At 61.0% G+C, this 17,793-nt stretch carries 14 protein-coding genes; 7 read left to right on the top strand and 7 right to left on the bottom strand.

Going from position 1 to position 17,793, the window contains the following annotated elements:
• Nucleotides 1-1,305, top strand: a 1,305-nt coding sequence (locus LJE93_08620; protein ID MCG6948959.1) for a beta-lactamase family protein, incomplete at its 5' end; no start/stop codon positions are given.
• A 130-nt stretch (nt 1,306-1,435) separates the two neighbouring features.
• Here the strand turns inward: LJE93_08620 and LJE93_08615 are convergent.
• From LJE93_08615 to LJE93_08590, 6 genes are all read right to left on the bottom strand, one after another.
• Nucleotides 1,436-2,209 (bottom strand): SUMF1/EgtB/PvdO family nonheme iron enzyme, encoded by a 774-nt coding sequence (locus LJE93_08615; GenBank protein ID MCG6948958.1) that lies wholly within the window; start codon nt 2,207-2,209, stop codon nt 1,436-1,438.
• A gap of 135 nt (nt 2,210-2,344) precedes the next feature.
• Nucleotides 2,345-3,817 carry a hypothetical protein gene (locus tag LJE93_08610; GenBank protein ID MCG6948957.1) on the bottom strand — a complete coding sequence of 491 codons (1,473 nt, stop codon included), beginning with the start codon at nt 3,815-3,817 and terminating at the stop codon, nt 2,345-2,347.
• 174 nt (nt 3,818-3,991) lie between these two features.
• A complete protein-coding gene (locus LJE93_08605) occupies nt 3,992-5,197 on the bottom strand; it encodes an argininosuccinate synthase (GenBank protein ID MCG6948956.1) in 1,206 nt (401 codons plus the stop codon).
• A gap of 44 nt (nt 5,198-5,241) precedes the next feature.
• Nucleotides 5,242-6,780 (bottom strand): aminotransferase class III-fold pyridoxal phosphate-dependent enzyme, encoded by a 1,539-nt coding sequence (locus LJE93_08600; GenBank protein MCG6948955.1) that lies wholly within the window; start codon nt 6,778-6,780, stop codon nt 5,242-5,244.
• 118 nt (nt 6,781-6,898) lie between these two features.
• On the bottom strand, nt 6,899-7,354 hold the full coding sequence (locus LJE93_08595) for an arginine repressor (GenBank protein MCG6948954.1): 456 nt from the start codon (nt 7,352-7,354) through the stop codon (nt 6,899-6,901).
• Nucleotides 7,355-7,462: 108 nt separating this feature from the next.
• Entirely contained in the window at nt 7,463-7,972 is a 510-nt protein-coding gene (locus tag LJE93_08590) for a GNAT family N-acetyltransferase (GenBank protein ID MCG6948953.1), read from the bottom strand.
• A gap of 495 nt (nt 7,973-8,467) precedes the next feature.
• Between LJE93_08590 and LJE93_08585 the strand changes: the two genes are divergently transcribed.
• From LJE93_08585 to LJE93_08565, 5 genes are all read left to right on the top strand, one after another.
• Nucleotides 8,468-9,886 carry a HAMP domain-containing histidine kinase gene (locus tag LJE93_08585; GenBank protein MCG6948952.1) on the top strand — a complete coding sequence of 473 codons (1,419 nt, stop codon included), beginning with the start codon at nt 8,468-8,470 and terminating at the stop codon, nt 9,884-9,886.
• Nucleotides 9,887-10,052: 166 nt separating this feature from the next.
• A complete protein-coding gene (locus LJE93_08580) occupies nt 10,053-10,982 on the top strand; it encodes a sulfite exporter TauE/SafE family protein (GenBank protein MCG6948951.1) in 930 nt (309 codons plus the stop codon).
• Nucleotides 10,983-10,985: 3 nt separating this feature from the next.
• Nucleotides 10,986-11,750, top strand: a complete 765-nt coding sequence (locus LJE93_08575) for a TIGR02186 family protein (protein ID MCG6948950.1) — start codon at nt 10,986-10,988, stop codon at nt 11,748-11,750.
• Nucleotides 11,751-14,327, top strand: a complete 2,577-nt coding sequence (locus LJE93_08570; GenBank protein MCG6948949.1) for a hypothetical protein — start codon at nt 11,751-11,753, stop codon at nt 14,325-14,327.
• Nucleotides 14,328-14,347: 20 nt separating this feature from the next.
• Nucleotides 14,348-14,725, top strand: coding sequence for a response regulator (locus LJE93_08565; GenBank protein MCG6948948.1), 378 nt, complete (start codon nt 14,348-14,350; stop codon nt 14,723-14,725).
• Between the two features lie 146 nt (nt 14,726-14,871).
• Here LJE93_08565 and LJE93_08560 read toward each other — a convergent pair whose 3' ends face one another.
• Entirely contained in the window at nt 14,872-17,235 is a 2,364-nt protein-coding gene (locus tag LJE93_08560; GenBank protein MCG6948947.1) for a protein kinase, read from the bottom strand.
• A gap of 345 nt (nt 17,236-17,580) precedes the next feature.
• Here LJE93_08560 and LJE93_08555 point away from each other — a divergent pair.
• A partial coding sequence (locus tag LJE93_08555) for a hypothetical protein (protein MCG6948946.1) occupies nt 17,581-17,793 on the top strand: 213 nt, incomplete at its 3' end.

Below are 17,793 nucleotides of genomic sequence, written 5' to 3'. Positions count from 1 at the left end.
GTCGCCGTGATCGACGACGGCGAGTTGTCGTGGGCGCGAGCCTGGGGTGTGGTCGAGGCGGGTGGCGAGCAGGAGGTCACGACCGAAACGATCTTCCAGGCGGGCTCGGTGAGCAAGCCGGTGGCGGCGCTGCTGACGCTGTCTCTCGTCGGCGAAGACAAGCTCGCGCTCGACCAACCGGTCAACCAGGTCCTCAAGTCCTGGAAGGTGCCCGACAATGAGTTCACCCGAAAGCAGCCGGTGACGCTCTTTCACGTCCTCACTCACCAGGCCGGGTTCACGCCATTCGCGTACGGGATCCCTCGCAGCGAGGCGCCGCTGCCGGGCATGGCCGAGCTGCTCGCGGGTGGAATTCGCGATTGGCCAGCCGTGACCGTCGAGTCTGTGCCCGGTTCGCGGCACGCCTACTCGAACGCCGGGTACTGCGTGCTGCAGCTCATCCTCGAGGATGTGTCCGGTCTCTCCCTGCACAAGCTGGCTCAGCGAGAGATGTTCGGGCCGCTCGGAATGACCCGCAGCACCTTCGACGAACCGCTCGCACCGGAGGTGCTCGCCACCGCCCCCTACGGCCATTCGCTCGAGCGCTCGGACGACGGGTCCGGCCGCGTCCCGGTTCCGATGGACGACAAGGCCGACATCGCCCCAGGCGCCACCGGAGGCCTGTGGTCCACGCCAACCGACCTCGCGCTGATGGTGGTCGAAGTGGTGCGCGCGTGGAATGGCGACAGTGACACGTTGATCTCTCCGGCACTCGCGCGCGAGTTCCTGACACCACAGGTCGACGACGAGGGTCTCGGTATCTTCGTCTCCGGAGAAGGACCGGCCTTGCAGGCACGACACAGCGGCGGCATGCCGGGCTTCATCTGCAACCTCGTCTTCTATCCGAACACCGGCCAGGGCGCGATTGTCATGGCGAGTTCGGGTGGGGGAATGAATCTGCAGCAGGAGCTGATGGCCGCCATCGCGCAGGAATACGGCTGGCCCGGATTCCTGGTGCGGCGGACACTGGCCGACGCCAGGCCCGGGCAGCTCGAGGAGCTCGTCGGTAAGTACGCGCTCGACGTTTCGCCCAATCTCGTCCTCACGGTGGCCGTCCAGGACGGCTCGGCGATCGGGCAGATCAACGAGTACCCACCATTCAAACTCGAGCCGACCAGCGAGCCGGACCTCTACGTCCTGCCACCCCAGAGCCTCGAGATCGAGTTCCGGAGGGCGAACGACGGAACCGTGACCGGCCTGGTCATGCGCCGGGCCGGAACCTCTGGCCACCACTACTCCCGGCTGGAGGAGCCGCCCGAGGAGTGACCCGTCTGGTAGCAGGCGGTGACCTTCGGGATTGATCTCCTCAGCTCGCACAGCGACGTGTGCGAACGAGGCACGACTGTGTGACACCAGCACACCCGTGTTAGCCATGTGTTGACGCGTCGGGTGCCAATCAGCCTGGAGAGGTCGTACTCCACAGATCAGTGTTACCGGACTCGAAGCCATCGGAGAAAACGGTGCCAATATCGAGGCAGCAACGGAAGCCGAGTTCGTAGAACCGGAAGGAGTCACCGTGGCCCGTCACATTCTGCTGACAGGTTCTCGCCTCGGCCCAGTACCGTCCCTTGAGGTTGCCGCTGAAACCGGGGGCCCCACCGTCGCGGCGACGTGTCCACTCCTCCGCATTGCCGCAGAGGTCAATGACGCCATCGCTGCTGATGCAGCCCACATTCGAGCCTGCCGGCTCGGCCTGGTAGAGCGTCTCGACGTGATCGGCGGAGGAGGCGGCGGAAGCAGAAACTGCACGCGCCGCGGCGAGAAGCTCAGCGAAGGAGTCCACATCGGGATCGCTAACACCCATTGGCCACTGATTCAGCAGCGTTTGGTTGTACGCCAACCAGGCCTCGTCGTCATTGCACAGACCCGGTACGTGATTGTTGCCGTACGGGTAGGACAGCCCGGAGGGGCCCTCGCACGCTCTAGTCCACTCGTCGTCATAGCACAACCTGCGCCCTCGCGCCTGGCACCACACCTCGGCTTCGTCAAAGGTGTACATCACCAACGGTGACCCGGCGTTGGTATTCGGCGCCTCATAGAGATCAATGCAAAAAGCTTCGACTGCGACCATGTCTGAAGGGCAGTCGCCGGCGATGACCTCAGAAGACCACGGCCATGCAACCGCGATGACCACAAGCAAACCAATCTTGGAAGGCCGGTTTCGATTCATTCCCTTTCTCCCTGTGACTTCCGGGTTCGATGGTCGAATCCAAAATTCCACCTCTATGCGACATCGGCGCACTTGCGAACGTGACAGCCATTCAATGTGAACGCGGTGTTCATGCGCAGCGTAGTTATTCCATTCTCATTCTTCAATTTTGGAATCGATTACGGCGTAAATCTCTTCCCTTATTTCATCCGACCAGAGATCATGCCCTCCCCTTGGTAAAACTGTAGCTTCAATTCCATCAAGGTCTCTATTTTTGATTGTTTCTTGAAGCATTTGAACTGGTACATCGAGGCCAAATGGATCGTCATCTGCAACATAAATATGAATTTTATCCTTGATAGTCGGCAACAATTGTGTCCAGCTTTTCTTGATGATTCTATGGATGTCATACTTCGCCCAGAATCTGGCAACCTCTGCATCTATTTCACCAGTTGTTCGATTCCACAATTTCTGCGGTTCACCGTTTTCATTTCTTGGACTGAAAACAGCTTCAAATGTGCTCAGAGCCCAGCCGGATTCGAATAATTGATCGATCTTTGAAAGTTGTATATTTCGTTGGATTTCTCTGGGATTCGATGGTTGATATAGATTGCTCTTCTCTGAATAGATATTGACCCCCAAGAACGAAGTGAAATCAATGGGGTCAGGAGAAAGCGCCCAGACTCCGCCGAATTCATTGGGGTAATTGATTTGCAGCCACAGCCCGGCCCATGCGCCTGAAGACTGTCCAAGCAGAAAACGCTTTTCGGGATCCCTGCTGACCCGGTAAATTTTGCCGATGTGAGGAATGAGCTCTTCGATGAAAGCCCTGCCCCAGGGACCATTGTTTTCGGAATCTGTCCAGACATGGTTGCCCAACCGACACGTCTGATCCAGAAATACGAAGACTATATCCTTCCCGTGGCTCGATATTCCATATCTTTTCCTTTGGAAATTATCGTCGAATGCTTTGTCGTAGGTGGTACCAAAACCAGGCAGGAGAAAGATGATCGGGTAATCGTCGCGCGCATCCGAATAATAACCCGCCGGCAGGTGGACGGCGGCCTTGAGGTAGGTGGGATAACCATTGAATACGGTCAGAATTCTACTTTTCAAAATCATGGATAAGAGGAATGGAGTTTCCTTCAGAGGTCGATCTTGGGTTGTCTGGTCGAGGGTGAAGTTGAATACGCAGTTTTCTTCGTTATTTACATATATGGCTATCGGTCTGGAGAAAAGGTTTCCCTCTTGGTTTGAAAAGCCGGGTTCATGTTCATTGATGTCGAACACTGCCTGCGCCAGATACGGTCCTTCCGGCAAGTTCTCCAGTGAGTACGGATATCCCAAAAGTCCACTATCGATCTTCAGACTCGTGTTTGATTTCCAGGATTGTATATTTTTCGAAAACCACGGAGACGTGTTTGACGGTCTTGAACGATCCATCGGCAAAACGTATGGATCTCGTTCCAGCAATAAATACAGTCTTCCAGAAAAGGCAGTTTTAGAGTTCATCTTCGGATGGAGGATCAGATTGAATTCTGTCACTCCAGCAGCCTGGATTGTGTTGGAGGAGACGAACAAAAGGAAGAATATCAACGTTATGATCTTCGGCGCAAAATTCTTTGGCATCTTTTTCTTCCTGAAATCTTCTTTGTGAACCTGGATCACAGTAGAACCGGGCCTCTGTGAATCCCGGGGTCATATTGCCGCCAAGTTCGGAGGTTACCACCTCCTCGCCCCGCAGCTTCTCGGTGGTGGCTTCGAATGTGATATCTGGCACCCCACGGGGAGGTGCCGATTGGCTCATTCCCCCTCCCCGATCCGTCGGCTGCCGAGGGTCCGAAGTCGCAGGGCATTGAGCCGGATGAAACCGGCGGCGTCTGCCTGGTCGAATACCTCGTCGGCCTCGAAAGTGGCCACTGCTTCGTCGTAGAGCGTGTGGGATGACGATCTACGGCCTTCAACTGAAACGTTGCCCTTGAAGAGCGTGAGCCGCGCCTCGCCGTTGACTCGCTCCTGGACCGCGTCCATGAACGATTGCAGGGCCTCCCGCTCGGGGCTGAACCAGAGACCGTTGTAGACCATCTCGGCATAGCGGGGCACCAGCTCGTCGCGGAGGTGCTGCACCTCGCGATCGAGAGTGATGGATTCCACTGCCCGGTGGGCGTGATGGAGAATGGTCCCGCCCGGTGTCTCGTAAACACCGCGGCTCTTCATTCCGAGAAACCGGTTTTCCACGATATCGATGCGGCCGACGCCGTTCCTGCCGCCAATTCGATTGAGGTTGTCCAACAGCGACACGGGATCGAGCTCGCGACCGTCTACCGCTACCGGGTTCCCGTTCGAAAACGTGACGGTGACGGTCTCCGGGGTACCCGGTGTGGCCACCGGGTCGTTGGTCATGCGGAACATACCCTCGGGCGGCTTGGACCATGGGTCCTCGAGCACGCCGCCCTCGTAGGAGACGTGCAACAGGTTCGCGTCCATCGAGTATGCGGGCTTCGGCGCTGCAGGGATTGGAACGCCGTTCTCTTTGGCGTATGCCAACAGATCGCTCCGCCCGTTGAGGTCCCACTCTCTCCAGGGAGCGACGATCTTGATCTCGGGTTTGAGGGCGTAGGCGGAGAGCTCGAACCTCACCTGGTCGTTGCCCTTTCCGGTGGCACCGTGTGCAATGGTGTCGGCTCCGAATCGGCTGGCGGCGTTCACCAGCCCGCGGGCGATCACTGGCCGGGCGAGGGCCGTGCCCATCAGGTAGTACCATTCGTAGACCCCATTCGCGCGCAGCGCGGGAAAGACGCAATCGCGCACGAACTCCTCCTGGAGGTCCTCGACGATGGCCTCGGCCGCCCCGGTTTCCAGTGCCGCCTCACGGATCTTGCCCATGTTCTCACCGAGTTGCCCGACGTTCGCGGTGTAGGCGATGACCTCGGCGTTGTAGGTCTGTTTGAGCCAGTGCAGGATGACCGACGTGTCGAGTCCTCCCGAGTATGCGAGAACGATTTTCACAATTGTTCCTTCCGCGTGGCGAGTCCGTGGACCGGGATTCGAGCCTAGATCTCTTCGACGGCGCAGGCGAAAGCGTGCATGACCTTGTCGACCTGATCCTCGGTGATCACGAGCGGTGGCATCCACCGCATGGTGGCGCCGGTCGAGAGAGAGGAGTGCACGCCCCGCTCGATCATCGCCTTCTGCACCGTGCTCACGGCCTCCGGACTCTCGAGATCGATGCCCACCATCAGGCCGAGCACTCGCCATCCCTTGACTCGTGGCGAGCCGAGCGCGTTCAATGCTGCCTCGATCTGCAGACCCCGCGCATGGGAGCACGCCGGGAGGTCGAGCGATTTCATCTGGCGTGTGGCGATGAGAGCCGCGGTCATGGCCATCGGATTGCCGCCGAAGGTCGAGCCGTCGTAGCCGCCCTTCATGGCCGCGGAAACTTCCTGGGTCGTGACCACCGCGGTCACCGGGTAACCGCCGCCGAAGGACTTGCCGATGGCGATGATGTCCGGCGTGATACCGAAGCGTTGAGATGCGAACCAGGTGTCCGGGCCGTCAGCAACGCGACCGAATCCGGTCTGGACCTCGTCGGCGATGAGCAACGCCCCGTGCTGATCGCAGAGGCTGCGGAGGCCCTGCGCGAAGGCCTCTCCGGCCGGCCGGATGCCAGCTTCTTCGCCCTGAACCAGCTCCAGAATGACGGTCTTTGCCGCTCCAGAGGCGAGGATCGATTCGACCGCCTCGAGGTCGCCGAATGCAGCGAAATGCACCCACGGCACGTCATCGAGACCGAACGGTACGCGGTACGCCGGGTTGTGGGTCACCGCCACCGCGCCGTGGGTTCGACCGTGAAATCCCCCTTCGAAGGCGATCACGCCGGTGTTGCCGGTGAAGGCCTTGGCGATCTTGAGCGATTTGTCGACCGCTTCGCCGCCGGAGTTCTGCCAGTAGAAGCATTCGAGACCGGCGGGCAGCATGCCCTGGAACTCTTTGAGGAAGCGGGCCCTCGCCACCTGGATGCGGTCCTCCTTCTGGGACACGAGCAGGCTCGCCTGGTTGTACAGACCGAGCGCGATCTCGGAGTTCGCGTTGCCGAGGTTGGTGGCGCTGTAGTTGGAATCGAGGTCGATGTAGACCGCGCCTTTCGAGTCGGTGATCAGCGCACCGTCGCCCTTCACCGGCAGCAAATCGTCCTCGAGGTGGGAGACCGGGATCTTGAAGCGCTTGTGCAGATCGATCACCTCGTCCGTGGAGAGCTCGCTCTGCCAGAGCAGCTCGGTGAGGTACTCGAGCTGGCCTGAATCGAGTCCGGTCGTCAACACCGCTCCAACGGTGAGCGCGGACTCCGGAGACATGGGTTGGTTGAGGCCGTGTTCGTGACCGGCAGCCTCCCGGCACCGGTGGAAAAGCTCTGCAGTCGAGGCCTCGCCGCCGTTGACGATTTCGAGCACCTCGCCGATTCTGGCAAGGGTCGCGTTGAGCCGCTCGGGATGGACCGAATGGTCGGCGGCCAACGCCGAGAGCAGGCTGTGACTGGGTTGCGTGCCGGTGCCGGATTTGACGACGCTGAGGTTATGGCTGTACGGGCTCATGAAAGCTCCTCTGTTTCAAACGAGAAGGCCGGGCGGCGACATGGTGATGGCCGGACCACCTGATATGCGTACCGCAGGGCCGGGGTTGGTCGAAATGGCGGATCCCGTGGCTGGAAACTCAGCCGAGCATCTTCGTGAAGCGGGACTCGAGGCTTCGAGCCTCGGAAGCGCTTGCGGCGACGCAAATGACCGTGTCATCTCCGGCGAGGGTACCCGCCAGACCGGGGAGGGAAGCCGAGTCCAGCAATCGCCCGACCAGCTGGGCCTCGCCCGGCGGTGTGAAAATCAGGACCAGGAACTCCACCCGGCGAACTCCTGTGACCGAGGTGCGGAACCTCAGTCGAAATGCCTCCTCCGATGTAGCTGGTGGCTTGTCCACCGGCACGACGTAGGCAAAGAGCCCGTCGGTGGTTCGCTGGCGTTGCACACCGAGCTGCTTCAGATCCCTTGAAAGGCTCGACTGCGAGACCGCAAATCCGCGGCCTTCGAGCAATGTCTGCAACTTCTGTTGGCCGTCCACCGGGTGGCTACTGAGGATGTCGATGATGGTGTCGAGTCGAGCTTGCTTGTTCACGATGTCATCCCAAAATTCATGCATAAATATGCATTAATCTTGGGATTCTATGAAGTCAATCGACGGTTGTCAACTCCTCGAACCTGCAACAGGTCGCACCGACGGATCTCAGGGAGCTGGTATCCCGAGAGGCCCCAGCTTCTCGAACTCCCACAAATCACGGATGGGAATGCCTTCGTATCCCTTATCGGGCAGTTTGGGCTTGTGCTCGCGCACCCGGTCGACCGCATCCAGGTGTACCCGTACCAATCGATAGCCCCTCGAGAGATACAGCCCAGCCGCGCGCAGATTGTCGTTGGTCATCAACGCCCAGGCTCGGCCGAGGCCGAGGGTGTGGAATTTGTTCTCTGCGACCTCGAGAAGCCGTCGGCCAAACCCGCGGCCACGGACGATTGTATCGAGGGTCACGATCTGGCCTGCCGGCCCATCTACGTGATACGTCACCAACCCGACCAGATCATCGAGCTGGTCGACGAGACAGATGCCCTCGACATCCGAAGGTGAGTAGACGGTATTCAGGGAGACGACGATTCCGTGCCAGCGATCTTCCCACACCATTTTGATTTCATCTGTCGTCGCTGCTCTTGCGAGCATGTCGTGTTTTCGGAGCGGTGCCATCCTGACCTCCTTGCTAGGGCTCGTGTCTATCCGACAGTCTCGGATTCGGTTGACTGAAGCATACGGTGGCGCTCGTCGAATTGACACATTCACAGGTGCATTCGCCGTGCATTGGATCACCACGGCACCCACGAAAGGGCATGTGCATGGTACTGCCTGGGCTCATGAATTGACCATGCGAGTTGTCCCGAGTCTCAAGTTCGAACCGCTTGGGGTTTGACTCCTGCACCGTGCTATCCTCGCTTGAAGCGGCGGGGTGCGTCGAGTCGCAGATCATGCTGATCGGAGCGCTGTGTGAGGCGGGAATGGAGATGCGAAGAAGCGATCCAGGGCGGGTATTCCTTGGCGACCGCATGCGCGCCGGCTGGCGTCGAGCTTCATCCGTTGGAGCGAGGGTGCGGACGTGTCGACGCTGACATGCGCGTCCGTGGGATCCGCCTCTGATTGTCGAATGGAGCAGCGTGCGTACGACCTCCACATTGGTGGGGGGGGCGTATGACTCTTCAGAGCCGTTTCAATCTGTTCATCTTCCTCGGAATTTTCATTTTCATCGTCAACATCACCGTTGTCTATTTCGAGATCACCAACTTCAACCATCACCTGCTCGACCTCGAGATGATCGAAGAGCTGTACGAAAACGTGCTCGAGATCAGACGGTACGAGAAGAACTTCCTCCTCTATCACGACAGCGACAGCGTCGACTCGATCCACGCACACCTGCAACGGGCCAAGACGCTGGTCTCGGAAGCCCCCGACCAGATAAGGGATGCGGTCGCGGCGGAACAGATCGAGACGATTCGAAAGGGTTTGGACGATTACAGTTCTCTGGCAGAGCTATTGCGGTTCAATCCCGCGACGAAGCTTGACGACCGGACGCTGAAAGATCTCCGCAACACCGGCCAACAAATCGTCGAGGAAACCGAGCAGCTGATGCGGAGTCAACGGCGGCAGGTCGCGGTGGCGGCGAGCAACGCGCTGCGCTGGCCGGTCATCACCATGGGGGCGATGATCCTCCTCTTCATGGCGTTGGCGCGAATGACGATTCTCAAGGTCGTTCGACCCCTGGCGATGATCCAGGAGGCCACAGAAAAGGTGGCGCGTGGCGACTACAGCCCGATCCCCTACGGCACGTCGAAGACCAGGGTTGACTACCTGGTCGAAGCCTTCAACCGCATGGCGCAAGAGCTCGAGGCGCGAGAGGAGCAGATCATCCACTCGCGAAAGATCGCGTCCCTCGGTACGCTCGTCTCCGGCGTGGCGCACGAGCTCAACAATCCGATCAACAACATCGTCCTGACCGCCGACGTCGTCAATCGCCGGCAGGGGTTGACGACGGACCACTGTGCGGCAATGATGCGCGATGTCCTCGATCAGGCTCTGAGGGCGAGCGAAATCGTCAAGAATCTGCTCGAGTTTTCGCGTGCTCATTCGGTGGGTCACGAGGAGCTTGATATCGCTGCGCTGTTGCGGGAGTCGCTCCAGATCTCCGAAAATCACCTGGCACTTTCCCGGGTTTCTCTTCACGACGAGATCGCGGACGACCTCCCCCATATCGTCGGCAGTCGGCAGGGGCTCCAGCAAGTGTTCTTGAACCTGATCACCAACGCGGTGCACGCGATGGAGGATGGGGGAGACCTGACCGTGCGCGGCCGAAGGGAGACCGAGGATCGGATCCTCATCGAGTTCGAAGATACCGGCATCGGCATTCCGGAAGAAGATCTGTCGCGTATCTTCGACCCATTCTTCACAACCAAGGAGGTCGGCAAGGGAACCGGGCTCGGGCTGTCGGTGAGCTTCGGCATCATCAAAAAGCACGGTGGCCGGATCTCGGTCAAAAGCCGGACCGGCGAAGGGACCACGTTCACCATCGTTCTTCCGGCCGTCGGGGAAATCGACCCCGGACCAGAGGCATGAGCCCGACAACCGGCCTTCTGTCGTCGATGGCTTCCGGTAACGCGGCCCGTCCGCGGTCGGCGGACGGAGGGGCTCGCGGGGACGAGGCCCGCTTGGGCCACGAGTCGTGCGGATCGAGCGCACGGGCCGCGATCTGGATCGAAATATCTCAAGGAAAGGGCTGCTCATGTCTTGGCACATCTACCTGCCGATAGCTCAGCACAGTGTGCTCCTGCCCGTAATCGTCGGACTGGGGTTTGTCGTCGGTTTGCTGTCGGGTCTGTTCGGGGTGGGCGGAGGTTTCCTCATGACTCCTCTGCTGATCATGATCGGTATTCCGCCGACGGTGGCTGCGGCTTCGGACTCCAACCAAATCGTTGCGGCATCAGCTTCCGGAACTCTCGCACACTATCGTCTCGGCAATGTCGACTTCAGAATGGGCCTGTATCTCCTGATCGGCGGCGTTGTCGGCGGATTCGGCGGCGTGCAGATCATCAAGGTCCTTCGGCAGCTCGGGCACGCCGACTTCCTGATCCAGATCACCTACGTCGTGATGCTCGGTACGGTCGGCAGTTACATGTTTCTCGAGAGCCTCCAGGGACTGAGGTCGGCCGGGAAAGAGAGTGCGGCTCCGTCCGGGTCCAAGGGGAGCGTCTACGCGCGGCTGGTCCGCACTCTCCCGTTCAAGACGACCTTCGAGCGTTCGGGTATTGTCCTTTCACCTCTCGTTCCCCTCTTTCTCGGGGCATTTGTCGGAGTCCTGGCAGCGATCATGGGCGTCGGTGGCGGGTTCATTATGGTACCTGTGATGGTCTATCTCCTGCGGATGCCGATGCATGTCGTCGTCGGCACGAGCCTGTTCCAGATCCTCTTCACCTGCGCCACCGTGACGGTCATGCAGGCGCACAGCAATCGAACGGTTGATTTTGTCCTGGCCCTGTTGCTTCTGTTGGGCTCGACCGTTGGAGCTCAGATTGGCGCCAGGCTCAGCAAACGGCTCAAAGCCGACCAGCTGAAGATATTCCTTGCCTCCCTTGTGCTGCTGGTAATGCTCAAGATGCTTGTTGGCCTCCTGCTCCATCCTCACGTGCTGCTGAGCCCCTACGGAGGAGACTGAGCCATGACCAGCAGAACAGCGACACGGCTCCTTGTCAGCTTCGTGCTGGTCGCTCTTCCCGCTTCAGTTTCGGCAGGTCCGGAACCCCTCGAGTTCGAGATCGCGCCACAGGAGCTTCGCATCGGCGCCTTCTTCGCCGGCCGTACCGTCACGCTGTCCGGCTCGGCCGGCGAATCGGTCGACGTTGCGGTGGAGGTCTTCGGTCCGGAGGAAGCGGGCGATTTCCACCTCAAAGGCAAGGTCGGGCCTCTGTGGATGAACGTCGAACGCGTCGAGCTCGGGCATGCCCCACATCTGTATTTACTGTTGACGTCCGATGACGTCCGTCCGGGGGAAGAGCTTGTTGGTCTGGGCATCGGCCTCAAGCACGTCGAGAACAAGTTCACGGTCCGACCGGAAAACCTCGACAAGGAGATGATCTTCGAGCAGTTCTTGAAGCTGAAACGCTCTGAGGACCTGTATGACGAGTGCCGCGGAGCAGTCACCTACGGCTCGCCTAACGGGGGGAGGAGGAGCTTCCGCGCCGAATTTCTGCTGCCCTCATCGACTGCGCCCGGTGCGTACGAGATCGTTGCCACCGGCCTTTCCACTGACGGCAGCATCGGCGTTACAACGCGTGATTTTCAGGTTGCCGAGGCGGGCGTCATCAAGGCGATTCATGATTTTGCCTTCGAACACGGACTGGTGTACGGGATTTTCTGCGTCGTGATCGCACTGGCGGTCGGCGGGGTCATGGGCGTCTTCTTCAGGCGGACCGGGACACACTAGGTGGAACTCCGACGCTCTCTCGCTGCTCTGAGGAGGCTCTTCCTCCGCAGAGAGGGCAAGCAGGCGCCCCTGGCCGACCTGTTCAAGGGATTTCGGCAGGTGCTCAACAACAACAACGCCGCCATGGAGATCATTGCCGACATGGACGGCAAGCTTGGTGGCGAATTCGTCTTCGACCAGCGGTACCTGAGAGAAAGCATCGACAAGCTGCAGGAACTCGTGCGGAGCAGCGCCTACACGATCAACCTCATCACTGACAACCGGTATCCGGATCTGTACGCCGTCATCGAGAAGCTCGTCGGTCGGTTGGAAGCTGACCTTGCCGGCAAACCCTCCAGCCACGATGGCCGGAGGCTCTACTCCCTGTCGGAAATCGAAGAGGGATTGGAGGATGTGGTCGGCAACAAGGCCGCCAACCTGGCAAGGATCACGTCTCTGCCGCGCATCAATGTCGCTCCGGGGTTCGTGGCGGCGGTCGCGTGCTTTCGGGACTATCTCGCGTTCAACGATCTTTTCGACCCGATCAACACCATCCTCACCGCCTGCGCCGCGGGCGAACGGTCGGTCGAGTCGGCCTCCCGAGCCCTGCGGCTGTCGATTCTCGGGGCAGAGGTTCCTCCAAACGTCCGCCGGGAGGTGTTGAGCGCGGCCGAGTCCTTGAGTCGCGCGGACACCAGGGAGTCACTCTTCTCGGTCCGCTCCAGCGCTCTGGGAGAGGACGGAGAGCTCAGCTTCGCGGGTCTCCACGACACGTTCCTGGACGTCCGGCAGAACGAGCTGCTGTCGGCATACAAAAAGGTCCTGGCGAGCCTCTACAACGAGGCCAGCCTCGAGTACCGGCTGAGGACCGACTCGTTCTCGCTGGAGATGGCGATGCCGGTGCTGTATCAATCGATGGTGGCGAGTCGTGTGGCAGGAGTGCTGTACACGCTCGATCCGAACCTGCCGGAGCGGGCGGAAGCCATTCTGAGCGCAACCTGGGGCCTGGGCACATCAGTGGTCGGAGGCGACGCGGCGGCCGACACCTATCGGGCGTCGCGCAGGCCACCTCACCGGGTTATCGAGCAGGACATCCACGAGAAGCTCTTGATGCAGGCGCCAGGGGAACCAGGCCCTCCCCGGGAGGTGCCAACGGGCCTGCAAAAGACGCCGTGCTTATCATCAAGGGAGGTCGCTCGAATCGTCGAGACGGGCCTCATCCTCGAGCGATACGCCAAGCGTCCGCTCGACGTGGAATGGAGCATCGACCTCACGGGACAACTGTGGGTTCTCCAGGCCCGCCCGATGAACGTGGTGACGACCGAAACCGTGCCGCGGCCGGATGCGTCAGAGATCGCACGTGCGCACCGGGTCGTGATGCGCGACAGCGGGACCATCGCCTACCGAGGCATCGGCGCAGGTCCGGTGTGGATCCCGCGCGACGAGAGCGACCTCGGCGGGTTCCCCGTTGGTGCGGTCCTGGTGTCCCGCACCGCAACACCCGCGCTGGCCAAGGCCGTACCGAACGCCTCCGCCATCGTGACGGACATCGGGACCGCCACCGGTCACCTGGCCACTGTTGCACGCGAATTCAGAGTTCCCACGATCGTCGGCACCGGCTCGGCCACCGAGCAGCTCACGCCGGGCCAGGTAGTGACGGTGGACGCCGAGCGCAACATTATCTATGACGGCCGGGTCGAGCGGCTGCTCCACCACCAGCTGCTGGAAAAGCCGACCTTCGAGATCACCTCCGAATTCCGGCTTCTGCGCCGGATCCTGAGAAAGATCGCCCCCCTTTCACTGACGGATCCGGAAGCGCCCAACTTCAATCCGGCGGGATGCCGCACGCTTCACGACGTCATGCGACTGATGCACGAGGAGGCATTTCGGGCCCTGGCCCAGATCGGACAGGATCCACGCGCCTTCCTGCGGCGTGGAGGCAAGAGACTCCGCGCGTCTCTACCGCTCGACCTGATTCTGATCGACCTCGGTGGCGGGGTCGCCGACGAAGCCAAAGCTCAGACCCACGTCGAACCCGACCAGATCACATCGGTCCCGATGCGCGCCATCTGGCGGGGGATGACCTCACCCAATGCGTGGAGCATGGACCCGGTTCCGGTCGACTTCCAGGGCCTCATGTCGAGTGTGACACGCACCCGCAGCACCGACGTGCTGGGTGACACGCTGCCCGGCGTCAACCTGGCGATCCTTGCCCGCGACTACGTCAATCTCAGTCTGCCGCTGGGCTATCACCTCACCGTCATCGAGGCGGGCGCCGGACCCCGACCTGAGCGCAACTTCATCTCTTTTCGTTTCGTTGGAGGCGTCACCGACATCATCCGTCGATCGCGACGAGCGCGAATGTTGGAGGAAATTCTCGAACGTGCCGGCTTCAAGGTGACTGTCAACGGGGACCTGGTGGTTGCACGTGCAATCGACCTGACCGAGGCTCAGTTCATCGAAGGCCTCCACCTGATGGGACGACTGGTCGCGTTCACGCGCCAGCTGGACGTGCTTCTGAAAAGCGACCAGGATGTCGCATACTTCACGGAGCGGTTTCACAACTTGGCCGACCACAGGCCGGACGTGCCAGAATAGATGGCAGAGAGGTTCTCAAGATGAGAGAGACAACCGTTTGCGTCCTGGACGACGAGCCCATCGTAGGAGATCGTTTGAAACCGGAGCTTGAAGACGACGGCTACGTCGTCGAGGTGTTCACCGACAGCGCCAGTGCATTGGCCCGTCTCGAGCAGACATGCTTCGACATCTTCATCACCGACCTCAAGATGGAAGGGGTCGACGGCATGGGCTTCCTCGAGCGTGTCAAAGAGAAGTGCCCCGCTTCGGAGGTCATCGTCATTACTGGCTACGGGACCCTGGAGAGCGCTCGGGAAGCCCTCGTCAAGGGTGCCTATGATTTCATCACCAAGCCGTTTCGACTCGGAGAAATCTTAGCGGTCGTCAAGAAGGCCAGGAAACGGGTCCGCCGCAAGTAGCGCACCACCGCAAGACAATGCAGCCCCGGGGATCGTGGTTTGACACCGGTGGATGGAGGGACCTGAGGGCATCAACGGCGAATCCTTGCACACGGAACCCACGGTTCAATTCATCAATTCGGTATGCGGCACCCGTGTGGTTGGAATCAGCCTTCCGGGAAGTGGAGGCGGCTCTTCATCTCCTGCCACCGAGGATCGTCTTTCCAAGGGAATTCCCGAATGGACCATGGGATAAATATATGCCGGTACTCGAATGCCGCTTCCATTGCACGCAGCGCCTCGTCTTGGTTTCCGAGCAGGACGTGAACGTGGTAGATGAAGAGGCCGAATTTCGGATAATTCTCGCGCTCCATGTCGGCCGCCATCTCGAGCGCTTCCTGTCGGCGCCCGGCGATCGCGTACGCCCATGCGAGGCCGAATCGCCAGTCGGGGTTGATGGCGGCAAGCCTGCGGCCGACGGTTATGGACTCGTCGACGGCGCCCTGCGCCGCATGCACCATTGCTAAAACGAACAGCGCGTCGGGCTGGTCCGGGTCCATCTCGAGCGCTTTTTCGGCCTCCAGTTTCGCCATCTCGAGCTCGTCGAGGTTGAGGTGGAGCCAGGCCACCATCGACGTCCAAAAGGGTGCCAACGGGTCGAGCTGCTGGGCCGTCCTGGCCTCCACCCTGGCCTCCTCGTTGCGATCGAAGAGGTGGAGGAACCAGGCGTAGTGGCCGTGGGCCTCGACGAGGTTGGGGTTGAGCTCGATCGCGCGTTGAAACTCGCGTTCGGCGCCTTCCCAGTCCCAGTCGTGGTACATCTTGATCGCCGCCAGCGCGAGATGGGCGCGAGCCGAGCTCTCGTCCAGCCGCAACGCCTCCAGGGCGGCGTCGCGTGCGCGCGGGAAGCCCTCCGACGGCGGGATGTTGCCTCCGGGCCCGTGGTAGATGATGGGGTATGCCAGCGCCAGGCCCGCCCACGGCAGGGGATTAGTCGGGTCCTCATCGATGGCCTGCTCGAGCAGGGCCAGGCCCTTGGCGAAGTTCTCCTCCTTCTTTGTGTAGAGAAGGTGCATGCCTTTGGCGTAGGCCTCGTACGCCTCGGGATCGACCGGGCGCGGTGTACCGATTATCCTCTGTTCCTGCGGCGTCAGCTGCAGCTGGATGGCCTCAGTGATGGCGGCGACAACTTCGTTGCCGAGCGACAAAACGTCCCGGAACTGGCGCTCATAGCGGTCGGCCCAGAGCTGGTTTTCGGTCGAAGCCTGGATCAGGTGGGCCGTCACCTGGATGCGGTCTCCCGCGCGGAGGACGGACCCAGTCACCAGGGCGTCCACCCCGAGCTCCTTCGCGATCTGCGACAGAGGCAGGCCACTGTTTCGAAACCGCATGACTGAAGGGCGGGCGATGACCCTAGTCAGACCACTGAGCTTGGCGAGGTCGGTGATCAGAGACTCCTGGATGCCGGCTGCGAGATAGTCCTGCTCGGGATCGCCGGAGAGGTTTTCCAGCGGCAGCACCGCCAGCGAGCGCACCCCGGCTGCGCCCACCGCCGTTTGCAGGCGGCTCTCCCTGAGCACCATGAAGGTGACGAGCGTCGCAACCAAGATGCCGGCGGCGACCACGCCCCCCGCCAGCCGTCGGTTCCGCGAAAGGCGGTAGCGCCAAGCACCGAAACTCGGCGACTGCCCCTCGCGGATGGCCTCCAACGCCGCCCGGAGCTCGGCCACCCCCTGGTACCGGCGTCCCGGATCCTTGGCGAGACAGCGTTCGATCACGGCTCCAAGCGCCCCCGGAACCGAGGGTGGCAGGGGTGGCGGCGGGTCGTTGAGAATCGCGGCGCTCAGCTGGTAACCGGTCTGCCCCGAGAACGGCCGCTTCCCGGCCGCCAACTCGTACAACACGATCCCGAGCGACCAGATGTCGCTGCGGGCATCGGCGTGCTTCCCCTGGAGCTGCTCCGGCGCCATGTACGCTGGCGTGCCTGCGACGGCGCCGGCGGCGGTCAGCGCGTCGTCGGTGAGCGTGGTGGCCTCCGCCTCTATCTCGCCCGGGAGGCGCTTCGCGAGGCCGAAGTCGAGCACCTTGGCTCGGCCCTCGGGCGTGATGACGATGTTGGCGCTTTTGAGATCCCGGTGGACGATACCGTGGGCGTGCGCGTGGGCGAGGGCGTCGGCCACCTGGCTACCGTAGAGCAGGACCTCTTCGAGCGGCAACGGGCCTCTGGTCATCAGATCTGCCAGCGTCCGCCCGGACACCAGCTCCATGGCGAAGTAGATGCGTCCGTCATCCTCGCCCACGTCGTGAATCGTGCAGATGTGCGGATGGTTGAGCTTGGATGCGGTTCTCGCCTCACGCACAAGGCGTTCCCGAGCAACCTTGTCGGCGCCGGCGGCCTCCGGCAGCACCTTGACTGCGATCTCTCGATCGAGCCGGGTGTCGCGAGCGCGGTAGACCTCGCCCATACCTCCGGCACCCACGGGGGCGACGACCTCGTACGGGCCGATGCGATGACCGGCTTCCAGGACCATTGGAGATTACTCACAAGCAAGGATAGGTGGTCAATCTGCAGCGCGCAAGAACGGAAGGAGTCCGCGATTTACAGTCGTTGGTTTTTCCCGGCGACAGTGTGAAGAATGCGTCGAATTGCACGTGGAACGCATGGGGACCTCAAGACGACAACAGTGCAATGGTGAACGTGGCACCAATGCCAATGCAATGCGAATGCACCAATGCCATGCGTACCCTTGACAAAATCCCGAATTGAATCGAGGTTGAAGAGGGAGTCTCGAGACAACGAAAATTTTCAGAACCGCTTCCATGAGATGCGTGCAACGGTACGGTGTCTTGATCGCGTCCGAGAACTGGGGGGCCTTATGATTCTGAGACGTCTGGTGGCGCTGGGAATGACCGTACTGATGTGGGCGGGGACCGCGACTGCGCAGACAGAGTGGGTCCCCTACGAGGGCAACCCGGTGATTCCGGGGGCCGAAGCGGACGAATGGCCGGGCCTCTACCGTTGGCCCGAAGCCGTGATTGTGGTCGACGGCACCTACCACATGTTCTTCACAGGCACATCGGTGGCCTTC

Source organism: Acidobacteriota bacterium, from assembly GCA_022340665.1.
GTDB lineage: Bacteria > Acidobacteriota > Thermoanaerobaculia > Thermoanaerobaculales > Sulfomarinibacteraceae > Sulfomarinibacter.
Note: the sequence above shows the minus strand (reverse complement) of the source record. Positions and strands in the feature narration are given on the sequence as shown.